The following is a 12179-nucleotide window of genomic DNA, read 5'->3' on the forward strand; positions in this document are numbered from 1 at the left end:
TCAGATCGCCACGTCGCCGACGAGGTTGACCTTGATGCCCATGCCGTCGAACATCGCGGCCTTCGCGATCAGCGCCTTGTCCGCGGTCTCGGCGTCGGGGGCGTAGACGAGCTGCGCGTGGTTCGCCTTGTGCCGTGCCATGAACTGGTCGCGCGAGATGCCGTGCAGCACCACGTGGGCGATCGGCCACTCCGGGTTCGTGGCGTCCTTCCGGCGCTGCGTCTCCTCCGCCGGCAGCTCGACGACCGACGCCCGGAAGATGTCCGCCTGCAGGACCCCCTCGGCGATGAACACCCGCGAGAGCACGACCTCGCCGGGCTTCGAGACGCCGTTGATCGTGGCGCCGCCCGCAGGGAAGAACACGTGCCCCTGGCGCCAGCCCTCCGCGTTCTGCCAGCCGCCGAGGTGGGAGGCCGGCACCGAGCCGGAGATCTCGTACACCCACACGAACTGCCCGTCGTGTTCCTCGCCCCAGCGGACGTCGTGGAGAGTGTTGTCGGGAACGAGCCCCATCGCACGCCAGACGCGGTCGGTCACGAGGGCATCGACGGCGACGCCCTCGTCGGCCTCGTTGAAGTGCGGGAACGCGCGCCCCTCGTGCAGCACGCGGGAGCCGTCGCGCGAGGTCACCGGCGGGCGCTCGGTGGAGTTGAGGATGCCCTCCGCCAGGTCCGAGGCCGGAACGAGGTCCTTCAACCCCTGCTGGTACTGGATGCCGACCGCGTCGAGCCCGAAGTCGTCCGCGATGCGGAGCGCGGCGATGTACATCTTCAGCTGCCACTGGACCTGCTCACGGGTGAGCTCGGTCGCGGCGTCCTCGCCGTAGCGGAACGTCATCCCCCGCTCGATCAGCCAGTCGTACGCGGCGTCTGCCTCCTCGTCGGTCACGTTCAGCATCTCCGCGTAGAGCGCCGACTGCGACAGGCGCTCCTTGTAGATGCCGGTCTGGTTGAGGAGTTCGTCGTCGAAGATGGCGTTGTACATTCCCATGCAGCCCTCGTCGAAGACGCCGATGATGGCCTTCTCGGCGCGCAGTTCCGCGGCGAGAGCCTCGCCGAGCTGCTTCTCCGGGCTGTCCGGCAGCGCGGGGAGCGGACGCACGTGGGAGGCATCGTGGGTGATGGCGCCGGTCTCGGTCCACTCCCGGATGCCGTCGCGGAACCAGTCGTCGGTGAAGTCGACCGACCAGATCGTCGCGTACGGCTTGTCCATCTTCGTCAGGCCCGCGTTGAGGCCGAGGAGGCCGACGAGGCCGGGCCAGTCGCCCGCGAAGTTCGCCACCGTGAGGATCGGACCCTCGTGCGTGCGGAGGCCCGCGAGCACGTGGTGCGAGTACTGCCAGACGGCCTCGGCGACGATGAGCGGTGCGTCGACGGGGATGTTCTTGAAGACCTCGAGACCCATGCGCTGGCTGGAGATGAACCCGTGACCGGTCTCCGGGTCGACCTCGTTGGCGCGGATGACCGTCCAGCCGAGGTCGTTCAGCACGCCGGTGACCCCGGCTTCGAGCTCGACCTGGGTGGGCCAGCCGGCCGTGTTGGCCGACTCACGGAGATCGCCGGACGCGATCAGGTAGGCGGTCTTCGGCGCCGTGGCAGGACGGGGCGCCGGGGTGGGCAGCGTGTAAGCGGTCATGAGTTCTCCGGGGTCGAGGTAGTCGGGGAGCCGTCGCGCTGAGCGGCGGCGAGTTCATGGACGACGTCCTTCGAGCCGTCGTACAGCCGCACGTAGCGGTCGAAGAGGGCGTCGGCGAAGGGGCGCAGACCCTCGTCCGGGCGGACGGTGTCGGCGATGGGGTTCCAGTCGGCGATGGCGGGCGCGGCACCCTCGGCGGCCGTGGCCGTCGCCGCGAGGAAGGCCGCGCCGTAGCTCGCGCCGATCGTGGTCTGCGGCACCTCCTGCACGAGCCCGGTGATGTCCGAGACGATCTGCAGCCACAGCCGCCCCTGCGTGCCACCGCCGACCGCCACGATGCGGCGGATGTCGGCGCCGGCGGCGCGCATCGTCTCGACGTTGTGCCGCACGCCCAGCGCTGTGGCTTCGAGCGCGGCGCGGTAGAGGTCTCCTCGGGTGTGCCGGAGGGTGAGCCCGGCGATGACCCCGCGGGCATCCGGATCCTGGATCGGGGTGCGCTCGCCGGCGAAGTACGGCAGCATCAGCAGGCCGTTCGCGCCGGGCCCCGACTCCTCCGCCTCGGCCAGCAGCGCCGGGTAGTCGGCACCGGAGAGGTCCTTCAGCCACGCGGTGAGCGCTCCGGATGTGGACAGCCCGCCGGCGAGGTTGCGCGTTCCCGCGAAGGCGCCGGCCGTCGTCCACATCGAGGGCGTACGGAGGGTCTGCTCCCCGGTCGCGACGAGGAACATCGTCGTACCGTACATCAGCATGAGGTCGCCGACCTCGTGGGCGCCGACACTCACCGCCTCGGTCCAGGCGTCGATCGTGCCGGTGATGACCGGCGTCCCCTCGGGCAGGCCGGTCAGGGCCGCCGCAGCGGCCGTCACGGTGCCCGCGATCTCCCCCGCCCAGCGCAGCGGCGGCTGCTCGACCGTCCCGGCGAACCGCTGCCACCAGGGCTCGTGCCAGCGCTCGCCCTCGATGTCGTACAACGGCGAGACCTGGCTGGCGGACTGGTGGTCGAGGACGTAGGCACCGGTGAGCTTTCGAGCCAACCAGGAGGCGGGCATGTAGAGCCGCCGCGCGCGCTGCCAGGTCTCCGGTTCCTCCTCAGCGACCCACGCGATCTTGGGCCCGCCGGCCTGCGACGTGAGGGTCGAGCCGCCCACGCGGGTGATCTCCTCGACGCCGAGCTCCGCCGTCATGCGCTCGATCTGCGCGGTGGAACGGGTGTCCACGCCGTAGAGGATCGCGGGGCGCACGGGCTCGTCGTCCTCGTCGGCGAGCAGGATGCACGGGCCCATTCCGCTCACGCCGACCCCCACGACGTCCGCGTCGGGGACCGCGGAGAGAAGGTCCGTGGCCAGCTCGACGAACTCGTCCCACCAGATCCGGCCGTCCATCTCGACCCATCCGGACTGCGGACGGGAGACGTCGTGCGCGCGGGTCGCAGTCGCGAGGATCGTGCCGGCGGGGTCGACGAGGACGCCCTTGCTGCTGGACGTGCCGATGTCCACCCCGAGGGTGCAGCGCATGGTCTCTCCTTCGATACCGACGGGCCGTGCCGACCTGGACCCAGGCTACGCGAAATCGATTTCAGGGCGCAAGGAGGTGACCGCTCCTGCACCGCGATGGCCGATCTCCGAAGATTCCACCATCCCCGCTCCTGACCGGTAAAACGCCGGTTCAGCACCGGAATACCGTGACATCCTGACCCCTCCGATCGAGACTGGAGGCATGCCCTTGGACGACCCGCAGGTATGGACGCTGATCGGCATCTTCGTGACGACGATGCTCGGCGGCATGACCCTCATGACGACGCAGTTCGGTCGCGTGCTCCGTGCGGAGATAGGCGGGCTGCGGGGAGAGATGACCGGCGAGATCGGCAGGCTCCGCACCGACATGACCACCGAGATCGGCAGGCTCCGCACCGACATGACCACCGAGATCGCCGGCCTCCGCACCGAAATGACCACCGAGATCGCCGGCCTCCGCACCGACATGACCACCGAGACCACACGACTACGCACCGAGATCGGCACCCTCCGCACCGACATGGCCACGGAGATCGCCGGCCTCCGCACCGAGATGACCACCGAGACCACACGACTACGCAGTGAGATCGGCACCCTCCGCACCGAAATGACCGGCGAGATCAACGGCCTCCGCACCGAAATGACCACCGAGATCGGCACCCTCCGCACCGAGATGACCGGCGAGATCAACGGCCTCCGCACCGAAATGACCACCGAGATCGGCACCCTCCGCACCGAAATGACCGGCGAGATCAACGGCCTCCGCACCGAAATGACCACCGAGATCGGCACCCTCCGCACCGAAATGACCACCGAGATCGCCACCCTCCGCATCGAGATGACGAACGAAACCGGTGGGCTGCACGCGGCGCTGGCAGCGCTGCACGGAGTGATGATGAGCGAGATCGGAGCGCTGCGCGCGGCGATGGGTGCGCTGCAGGGAGCGATGATCGGGCTGCGTGGCGAGATGATCGGGCTCCGCGGCGAGATGACCGCACGACTCGACGGCCTCGATCACCGCCTCGACCGATTGGAGGTGAAGGTCGACGATCTCGACAAGGAGATGACGAACCTCGCAGCGCGGTTCTGGCGCTCCCAGTAGCGACCTGCGGTCAGGCGCGTGCGGTCGCGCGCTGCACCTCGCCGGAGAGGACGACCGTCCGAGCCGGCTGCACGTCTCCCCTGATCCGTTCGAGCAGCATCCGCGCCGCCGTCACGCCCATGTGCCGCGCCGGCAACCGCACGACGGTCACCGCGGAGGGAGACAGCGTCGTGAAGGGCAGCGATCCGATCACCGCGACACCGAGTTCCGGAGGGGTGAGGCCGCGCTCCGTGAGGACCTGGATCGCGCCGACGCCGATGAGGTTGTTCCCGGCGACGACCGCGTCCGGCGGCTCCGGCAGCGCGAGGAGTTCCTCCATGGCCGCACGCCCGCCGTCGACGCGGAACGTCGCGAAGCGCTGCAGCGAGGACAGCTCGTGATGGGGATCCATCGCCGAGAGGGCTCCCCGCCAACCTTCCGCCCGCTCGGCCGCGGTGTCGATGTGCGCGGGCCCCCCGATGTACGCGATGCGGCGATACCCGGCGTCGAGCAGGCTCTGCGTCGCTGCGGCTCCCGCCTCCCGGTTGGCCATCACCACGCCGTCGATGTCGGCGGCCGTGCGACGGTCCACGGCGACCACGGGCCGCCCCGTCGCCCGCACCGGCGCGAGATCCGAGTGCTCATCCGCCGTCGCGATGATCACCCCCGACATGTTCTCGGCGATCGCGATCCGGAGGTACGTCGCCTCCTTCTCGACCTGGGCGTCGGAGTTGCAGAGCACGACGGAGTACCCCGCCTCGGACGCCGCGTCCTCCACCCCACGCGCCATCTCGGTGAAGTACGGGTTCTCGATGTCCGGGATCACGAGGGCGATGACCTCGGAGCTCTGGGTCCGCAGCGTGCGCGCCGTCCGGTTCGGCGTGAATCGGAGCTCCTCCGCCGCCGCCCGCACGGCCGCCGCCTTCTGCTCCGACACGCTCGTACCGTTGAAGACGCGTGAGACCGTGGCCGGAGAGACGCCGGCCCGCCGCGCGACGTCGTAGATCGTGGCCATGGGCACCCACTGTAACCGGTTTCAGCCCTCAGACCTCCGCGAGGAATCGATCGAGAGTCACCCCGAGAGCATCGAGCCGGGTCCGCGCCTCGTCCGAGAGCGGCCGGAACGGGCGGCGGCAGTCACCCAGCGCCCCGGCACCTCCCGCATTGCGACCGGAGAGGTACTTCGCCGCGGGGAAGACGTCGATCGCGACCAGCTCGGCGATGACACGGTTGATCCGGCTCTGCACCCGCTGCGCTCCGGCCAGGTCGCCGGCGTCGAGGAGGCGACGCGCCGCCTGGAAGAGCTCGACCTGCAGCCCGACGGTCGTGCCGATGGTCCCGCGGGCGCCGGCGGCGAGCGCCGGTACGAACACCTCGTCGAAGCCGTTGATGTAGGCCTTGTCGGGGACGGCCGTCTTCATGCGCTCCAGGGCGTACATGTTGTGCGCGGTCTGCTTGAGTCCGATCACCCGATCGTCTTCCAGGAGCTCGCCGGCCGTCTCGACCGTGAACTCCGTCCCGGTGAACTGCGGGATGTTGTAGACGATGAGGGGCAGATCCACGGCGTCCAGCACCGCACGGTAATGGTCGAGGACGGCCTCGATGCCGAACGAGTAGTAGATCGGCGGGATCATCGAGAGTGCGGATGCGCCGGCCTGCTGAGCCCGTCGCGCGAGCTCGATGGCCTCCCTCGTGGACAGCGCGCCCACGTGGGCGACGACGGGTATCCGCCCTTCCGCGGCGCTCACCGCGGTCTCCACCACCGCGGTCCGCTCGTCCGCCGACAGAAGGAGGCCCTCCCCCGACGACCCGCAGCAGTAGATCCCCTCGACCCCGCGCGCCACGTAGTCCCCGATGAGCGTCGAGAGCAGCCCGGTGTCGACCGCCCCCTCCGCGTCGTAGGGCGTGGCGATCGCCGCCATCAGCACCCCGAGGTCCGCCACGGTGGTCACCATGCCGTCCACCCCCCGTCCACGACGAGGTTCGCTCCGGTCATGTAGCGCGAGGCATCGGAGAGCAGGAAGACCGCGGCACCGTTGAAGTCGGTCGCCTCCGCCATCCGCCCGATCGGGATGCGCGCCGTGTAGTTCTGCCGGAAGGTCGCGTCCTGCGTGTCTCGACCGACGCCCGACGGAGTGAGGGTGTTGACCCGGATCCCCTGCCGCCCCCAGTACGTCGCGCAGTAGCGCGTGAGGTTGTAGATCCCTGACTTCGCCGCGGAGTACGCCACCGGTTTCACGAACGGCACCCCGGTCTGCTCCTCCTTGTAGGCGTAGATGTCCTGCACCGGGGACACCATCCCGTAGATCGAGCCGACGTTGATGATCGAGCCCGGCTTTCCGGCGGCGCGCATCCGGGCACCGGCCGCCTGCGTCACGAGGAAGGTGCCGACGAGGTTCACGTCGACGACCTCGCGGAACACGTCGAGGGGGAAGTCCTCGAACGGGCCGGAGACCTCGGGCGGCGCGCTCGGCTGGGTGTCCAGTCCCGCGTTGTTGATCACGCCGTCCGGCGCCGCACCCCACGCATCGACGATCGCGTCGAGGCCGGCCTCGACGCTGTCCTTCGAGACGATGTCCACGGAGACGCCGAGGAGGCGCGGGCTGTCGGCGATCTCGGGGAACGTCTCCTGCAGGCGCGCGGCGTCGACGGTGCGCGATGCCACGGCCACCCGGGCACCGCGCCCGTGCAGCTCGCGGACGAAGGCCGAGCCGATCTGGCCGAGGCCGCCGGTGACGAGGATGATGCGGTCGGTGAGGTCAAAGATGTCCGTCATGTCGTTCGTCTCCCTCAGCTCACCGCGTGCCGTGCGAGGTTCTCGCGGTCGTACTCCAGGCCGTTGCCCGGCGCTCCGGTCGGGACGAAGAACCCGTTCTGCGGCCGCTGCGGCACGATGACGCCGAGGTCGGTGAGCGTGCCGCCGTCCGTCATCTCGCCGAACAGGGCGTTGGGCACCGCGCAGAGCACGTTGGCCGTGAGCTCCATCACGAAGTGCGGCGTCATGGGGGCGTTGTACGCCCGGCCCAGGGCGGCGATGTCCATGTAGGGCGTGATGCCGCCCACACGACCGACGTCGGCCTGGATGAAGTCGCACGCGTCGGCGAGGAGGTACTGGTTGAACTGCTGGAGCGTGTAGACGTTCTCGCCCAGGCCGATCGGGATCGGAGAGCGCGCCCGGAGGCGGGCGTGCGAGGCGACGTCGTCCACGCGCAGCGGCTCCTCGACCCAGTACAGGTTGAGGTCGCGGAACCGGGTGACCGCCCGGACCGCCTCTCCGTAGGTCCATCCCTGGTTGGCGTCGACCATGAGCGGGTACTCGCCGACGGCCTCGCGGATCTTGGTGAGCCGGTAGACGTCCTCCTCGAGGTCCGGCTTGCCGACCTTGACCTTCCCGGCGGCGTACCCGTCGGCCTTCCACTCCTTGACCTGCTCGACGACCTCCTCGGCGGACAGGTTGAGGTTGATGCCGCTGCCGTACAGCGCGACCCGGTCGCGCACCTGCCCGAGGAGCTTCGCGAGAGGCTGCTGGTAGTGCAGCCCCAGCAGATCCCACAGCGCCACGTCGATCGCGGCGAGCGCGAGCGTGGTGGTCCCGCCGGGGCCGTTGTCGCGGAGATGCTGCCAGGAGTGCTGCCAGACGGCTCGCGGATTGACCTCACGGCCGATGAGCGTGGGGATGAGCTCGCGCAGCGCCGCCATCATCATCTGGCCGCCGACGCCGGAGGTGTGGCTGAACCCGGTGCCGACCAGGCCGGTGTCGGTGGTGATGTCGGCGAGGATGATCTCGATGTGGGTCACCCGATGGATCTGGTCCCCCCACGGCCCCTTGGGGAGGGGGATGCGGGAGAGCTGGAGGTCGATCGATTCGATTTTCATGCGTGGTCCTTCCGGGACGACGAGGAGGGGTCGGAGGGGGCGTCAGCCCTTGACGGCGCCGGCGGCGAGTCCGGCGACGAGGCGCTTCTGCACGAGGAGGAAGCCGACGACGACGGGGAGCACCGAGAGCACGCCGCCCGCGGTGAGCAGATCCCACCGGATCTGGTACTCGCCGATGAACAGGTGCAGGCCGACCGGCAGGGTGCGGGTCGCCGTCTGCGAGGTGAACGTGAGGGCGTAGAGGAACTCGTTCCAGGTGAGGATGAACGCGTAGGTTCCCGCCGCCACCATCCCCGGCCGCAGCAGGGGCAGCAGCAGGATGCGGATGATCTGCCAGGACGAGGCCCCGTCGATCTGGCCGGCCTCCTCGATCTCGCGCGGGATCGAGTCCGCGAAGCCCTTGAGCAGCCAGGTGGCGAACGGCGTGGCGAACGCGGCGTGGACCAGTGCGAGGCCCAGCGTCGTGTCCATCAGCCCCATCCCGCGGAGCTGCCCCTGCAGCGAGATCACGAGCAGCACGGCGGGGAACATCTGTGCGAGCAGCAGCCCGATCATGACGGCCCCGCGGCCGCGGAAGTCGAACCGCGACATCGCGATCGCGGCGCCGGTGGAGACGACGAGGGTCACCGGGACGGCGATCGCGGCGACGGTGAGGCTGTTCCGCAGATAGGTCAGGAACGGCGTGGTCGACAGCAGCTCGGCGTAGGAGGCGGTCGTGAACTCCGAGGGGATGAGGTTCGCTCCGGCACCGGCGAGCTGATCCCGGGGCGTGAGCGACGTCAGCAACATGACGATGTACGGCCCGAGCACCATCGCGAGGACGCCGAGGAGGGCGATCGCGAAGCCGGTCCTTCCCGCGAAGCGGCCGAAGCGGACGGGGACGGTCGTCGTACTCATCGCGTGGTGTCCTTCCGGGTGAGGCGCACGTAGAGCGCGATGAAGACGGCGAGGAACAGGGCCTGGATGACGGCGTACGCCGCGCCGGCACCGAAGTCGCTGGCCTTGTAGGTCGTCAGATACGACTCGAGCGCCAGCGTCGTCGAGGACGTGCCCGGCCCGCCGCCGGTGAGGATGAAGATGAGGTCGACGTAGTTCGAGGTCCAGATCAGGCGCAGGAGCGTCGTGATGAGGATCGTCGGGAGGATGGCGGGCAGCACGACGTGACGGAACACGCCGACCGGGCCGCACCCGTCGATCTGCGCGGACTCCTTGAGCTCGCCCGACACGCTCTGCAGCGCCGCGAGGATCATGATGGCGAAGAGCGGGATGCCCTGCCAGACGTCGATCATCACGAGGGTCGGCAGCGCGGTGCTGTTCTGCGACAGGAACTCGATCGGCGTGTCGATGACCCCGGCGTTCAGCAGCCACTGGTTGAGGACGCCGTTGTTCGGATCGAGGATCCACTTCCACATCAGCGCGACCAGCACGCTGGGCGTCGCCCACGGGATCATGATCAGCCCGCGGTACACGCCCCGCAGCGGGAAGCGGTTGTTCAGCATGAGCGCGAGCGACAGCCCGCCGATCAGCTGGAGGGAGACGGCCCCGAACGTCCAGATGGCCGTGCGGCCGAGCGTGGGCAGGAACTCCGCCGTGCCGATGACACTGGCGAAGTTCTGGAACCCGACGAACTCGAGCACGCCGGTGAAGACGCTCACGTCGTTGAACGAGAACCAGATCGAGCGGACGAGCGGATACCCGGCGAAGACCGCGACCAGCGCGATCGCCGGCGCGAGCAGGACGAGCGGGGCGACCGACCCGCGGCGAGCGCGCCGCCGGGGCCGGGTCACCGACCGGCGCGGGGCCGGCCGGCCGGTGACGACCGCTTCCGTGAGAGTGGAGCTTGCCATGTCGGTCCTCAGCGCAGCACGTCGGACATCTTCGTCAGCACGTCCTGGCTGCTGATCTCACCCTGGAACGCCTGCTGGATGAGCGGGTTCCACTCCTTGGCGGCGAGCTCCGCCACCCCCTCCAGCGCCGGCCAGGTCTTGGCGGTGGGGATCGCGTCGACCGCGACCGCGAGCTGCGGGTCGGACGAGTACGCCTCGGTGTCGATCACCGACTCGAGCACGGGCAGCTGGCCCTGCGGCGAGGCGGAGATCTTCTCCATCTGCGCCTCCTCGCTCAGCCAGGAGATCCAGGTCCACGCGGCGTCCTTCTTGTCGGAGCCCTCGAGGATGACGTTGCCGCTCATGCTGCCGAGTGTCGCGCCCGGCTTCCCGTCCTCCGTGGGGATCGGGACGACGCCGAGCTTGTCGCCGAAGACGCCCTGCAGCTCCTTCAGGGAACCCGGGTGGTGGATCATCATGCCGGTGAGACCCTCGACGAAGTTCGTCTTGACGTCGGCGAAGGCGGCGGTGATCGATCCGGGGGGCGCGGCCTGCAGGTCGGTGACGATGCTGAGGTAGTCCTCGTTCACCGCGACGCCCTTCGCGTCGTCCAGGACGACCTCGCCGGAGTCGTCGACGACCGACGCGCCGCCGGCGTACATCCATGCGAGCCACTGGTCCTGTCCGCCCGCACCGCCGCGGACGTCGATGCCGTACCGGCCGTCGCCGGTGAGGGCCGCCGCCGCGTCGAGGAGGTCCTGCTGGGTGCGCGGCGCCTCGAGCCCGAGCTCCTCGAAGTAGTCCACGCGGTAGTAGAGGTAGAGCGTCGTGTACTGGTGCGGCAGCATGTAGACGGCGTCCTCGCCGGGCAGCTGCCCCGTCGCCCAGAGCGAGTCGACGACGTCGTCCGAGGCGTCCCAGCCGTCGACGTACGGGGTGAGGTCGGCGATGGCGCCCTGCGGCGCGAACTGCCCGAGCCACCAGTCCTTGCTGCGGGCGGCATCCGGTCCGGTGCCGTTCATCGCAGAGGACACGAGCTGGTTCTGGTACTGGTCGAGGGGGATCGTCTCCAGCACGACCTCCACCTCGTCCTGCGCGTCGTTGAACTCGTCCGCGAGCTCCGTCCAGGTGGGGTCGGTCGCGTCGTCCTGCCAGAGCCAGTAGGTGATCTCGACGGGACCGTCGCCCTCGCCCGTCGGGGCGCCTCCGGCGCAGCCGGCGGTGAGGGCGACCACGCCGAGGACGGCCAATCCGGGGAGGAATCGGGTGGATCTCATGATGCGTACTCCTTCGTCGATCAGATGAGGGTTGTGCGAAATCGATTTCAAAACGGGTGCGGCAGAACGCGCCGGTGCGGGGAGGGGTCAGACCGGCAGCGCGGCCGTGGTGCCGAAGTCGATGTCCGGGTAGCGGTTGCGGACGCCGTAGAAGTGGGCGTCGAGCTCGTGGACGGCTCGGCGGGTGTCGCCGGCCTCGATCGCGTCGATGATGCGACCGTGCATCGCGGCGATGGCCGGGTCCTCCTCCACGGGCTCCTCCCGTCGCGCGGCCGCGAAGACGACCCAGAAGGATTGCAGGAACTGGTCCACGAACGCATTGCGCATCGGCGCGAGCAGCCCGCGGTGGAACTGCTGGTCGAGCTCCGCGAAGCTCTCATTGCGCAGGGCTCGCTCCACCATCTCCTCCGAGAGCAGACGCAGGCGAGTCAGGTCGCTCGGCTGCAGGCGCGGGATGACCAGGGGAAGCAGCGAAGTCTCCAGCGCGTGACGCACTTCCAGGAGCTCGCGGGTGGCGGCCTCCGGGTCGTCGACGAAGCCGATCCAGCGGGTGGCGAGATCGGCGGCACGGAACCCGCGCCACACGCGGCGCGCGCCCTGCCGAGAGGCCACGATGCCGAACGCTTCGAGCACGCTGAGGGCCTCACGGATGCGCTGCCGTCCCACCTCCAGCACGGCGCCGAGTTCGGCCTCGGTGGGCAGCGGGTCGCCGATCTCCAGCCCGGAGCGCTGCAGGTGCTGAGCCAGACGTCGAGCGAGCGCGTCTGACAAGTCGGACCCGGTGATCTCGATCTTGTCTGACATGTCCCGTTCGCTCCTTCGCGACATCGGCGGAATTTCCGTTCCTGAGCCTAGACACTCTCCCCGCGTGTCGTCAAGTAGGCTCCTGGCTGCGCTCACTTGTCGGACAAGTAAAAGCGAGCCCATGCAGAAATGCCGCGACCCGAAGGCCGCGGCATCCCGCCCGTGT

The 12179-nt window shown here is 69.4% G+C and carries 11 protein-coding genes; 1 reads left to right on the forward strand and 10 read right to left on the reverse strand.

The features are described 5' to 3' along the window. Positions 1-1635, reverse strand: a complete 1635-nt coding sequence (locus tag RI211_RS15920) for a fucose isomerase (protein WP_315636550.1) — start codon at positions 1633-1635, stop codon at positions 1-3. After that, complete coding sequence (locus RI211_RS15925; protein ID WP_315636552.1) at positions 1632-3149, reverse strand: FGGY-family carbohydrate kinase; 1518 nt, start codon at positions 3147-3149, stop codon at positions 1632-1634. Before RI211_RS15925 ends, RI211_RS15920 begins: the two co-directional genes overlap by 4 nt. Before the next feature lie 202 nt (positions 3150-3351). On the opposite strand from RI211_RS15925, the gene RI211_RS15930 reads away from it, so the two are divergent. Beyond that, on the forward strand, positions 3352-4251 hold the full coding sequence (locus tag RI211_RS15930) for a hypothetical protein (protein ID WP_315714398.1): 900 nt from the start codon (positions 3352-3354) through the stop codon (positions 4249-4251). A 10-nt stretch (positions 4252-4261) separates the two neighbouring features. Here RI211_RS15930 and RI211_RS15935 read toward each other — a convergent pair whose 3' ends face one another. The 8 genes from RI211_RS15935 to RI211_RS15970 form a co-directional block, all read right to left on the reverse strand. Continuing rightward, the gene (locus tag RI211_RS15935; RefSeq protein ID WP_315636557.1) at positions 4262-5245 is read right to left on the reverse strand and encodes a LacI family DNA-binding transcriptional regulator; all 984 of its coding nucleotides are present in this window, start codon (positions 5243-5245) and stop codon (positions 4262-4264) included. Between the two features lie 28 nt (positions 5246-5273). Then, positions 5274-6185: a dihydrodipicolinate synthase family protein gene (locus tag RI211_RS15940; protein ID WP_315636558.1), complete on the reverse strand. Its 912-nt coding sequence runs from the start codon at positions 6183-6185 to the stop codon at positions 5274-5276. Continuing rightward, positions 6179-7006: an SDR family oxidoreductase gene (locus tag RI211_RS15945; protein WP_315636560.1), complete on the reverse strand. Its 828-nt coding sequence runs from the start codon at positions 7004-7006 to the stop codon at positions 6179-6181. Before RI211_RS15945 ends, RI211_RS15940 begins: the two co-directional genes overlap by 7 nt. Before the next feature lie 14 nt (positions 7007-7020). Then, positions 7021-8106 carry a mandelate racemase/muconate lactonizing enzyme family protein gene (locus RI211_RS15950; RefSeq protein WP_315636562.1) on the reverse strand — a complete coding sequence of 362 codons (1086 nt, stop codon included), beginning with the start codon at positions 8104-8106 and terminating at the stop codon, positions 7021-7023. A 42-nt stretch (positions 8107-8148) separates the two neighbouring features. Beyond that, complete coding sequence (locus tag RI211_RS15955; protein ID WP_187662635.1) at positions 8149-9003, reverse strand: carbohydrate ABC transporter permease; 855 nt, start codon at positions 9001-9003, stop codon at positions 8149-8151. Then, complete coding sequence (locus RI211_RS15960) at positions 9000-9953, reverse strand: carbohydrate ABC transporter permease (RefSeq protein ID WP_315636565.1); 954 nt, start codon at positions 9951-9953, stop codon at positions 9000-9002. Before RI211_RS15960 ends, RI211_RS15955 begins: the two co-directional genes overlap by 4 nt. 8 nt (positions 9954-9961) lie before the next feature. Beyond that, the gene (locus tag RI211_RS15965; protein WP_187662637.1) at positions 9962-11209 is read right to left on the reverse strand and encodes an ABC transporter substrate-binding protein; all 1248 of its coding nucleotides are present in this window, start codon (positions 11207-11209) and stop codon (positions 9962-9964) included. Between the two features lie 87 nt (positions 11210-11296). Next, positions 11297-12013, reverse strand: a complete 717-nt coding sequence (locus tag RI211_RS15970; protein WP_187662638.1) for a FadR/GntR family transcriptional regulator — start codon at positions 12011-12013, stop codon at positions 11297-11299. Positions 12014-12179 lie beyond the last annotated feature (166 nt).

It is taken from the genome of Microbacterium meiriae (genome assembly GCF_032364335.1).
In the GTDB taxonomy this organism is placed as follows: domain Bacteria; phylum Actinomycetota; class Actinomycetes; order Actinomycetales; family Microbacteriaceae; genus Microbacterium; species Microbacterium meiriae.

What these genes read in the sequence shown, in the direction of transcription:
- RI211_RS15955 (WP_187662635.1), bottom strand. Translation starts at nt 9,003, where the DNA reads ATGAGTACGACGACCGTCCCCGTCCGCTTCGGCCGCTTCGCGGGAAGG.
- RI211_RS15950 (WP_315636562.1), bottom strand. Translation starts at nt 8,106, where the DNA reads ATGAAAATCGAATCGATCGACCTCCAGCTCTCCCGCATCCCCCTCCCC.
- RI211_RS15970 (WP_187662638.1), bottom strand. Translation starts at nt 12,013, where the DNA reads ATGTCAGACAAGATCGAGATCACCGGGTCCGACTTGTCAGACGCGCTC.
- RI211_RS15965 (WP_187662637.1), bottom strand. Translation starts at nt 11,209, where the DNA reads ATGAGATCCACCCGATTCCTCCCCGGATTGGCCGTCCTCGGCGTGGTC.
- RI211_RS15945 (WP_315636560.1), bottom strand. Translation starts at nt 7,006, where the DNA reads ATGACGGACATCTTTGACCTCACCGACCGCATCATCCTCGTCACCGGC.
- RI211_RS15930 (WP_315714398.1), top strand. Translation starts at nt 3,352, where the DNA reads ATGCCCTTGGACGACCCGCAGGTATGGACGCTGATCGGCATCTTCGTG.
- RI211_RS15940 (WP_315636558.1), bottom strand. Translation starts at nt 6,185, where the DNA reads ATGGTGACCACCGTGGCGGACCTCGGGGTGCTGATGGCGGCGATCGCC.
- RI211_RS15960 (WP_315636565.1), bottom strand. Translation starts at nt 9,953, where the DNA reads ATGGCAAGCTCCACTCTCACGGAAGCGGTCGTCACCGGCCGGCCGGCC.
- RI211_RS15925 (WP_315636552.1), bottom strand. Translation starts at nt 3,149, where the DNA reads ATGCGCTGCACCCTCGGGGTGGACATCGGCACGTCCAGCAGCAAGGGC.
- RI211_RS15920 (WP_315636550.1), bottom strand. Translation starts at nt 1,635, where the DNA reads ATGACCGCTTACACGCTGCCCACCCCGGCGCCCCGTCCTGCCACGGCG.
- RI211_RS15935 (WP_315636557.1), bottom strand. Translation starts at nt 5,245, where the DNA reads ATGGCCACGATCTACGACGTCGCGCGGCGGGCCGGCGTCTCTCCGGCC.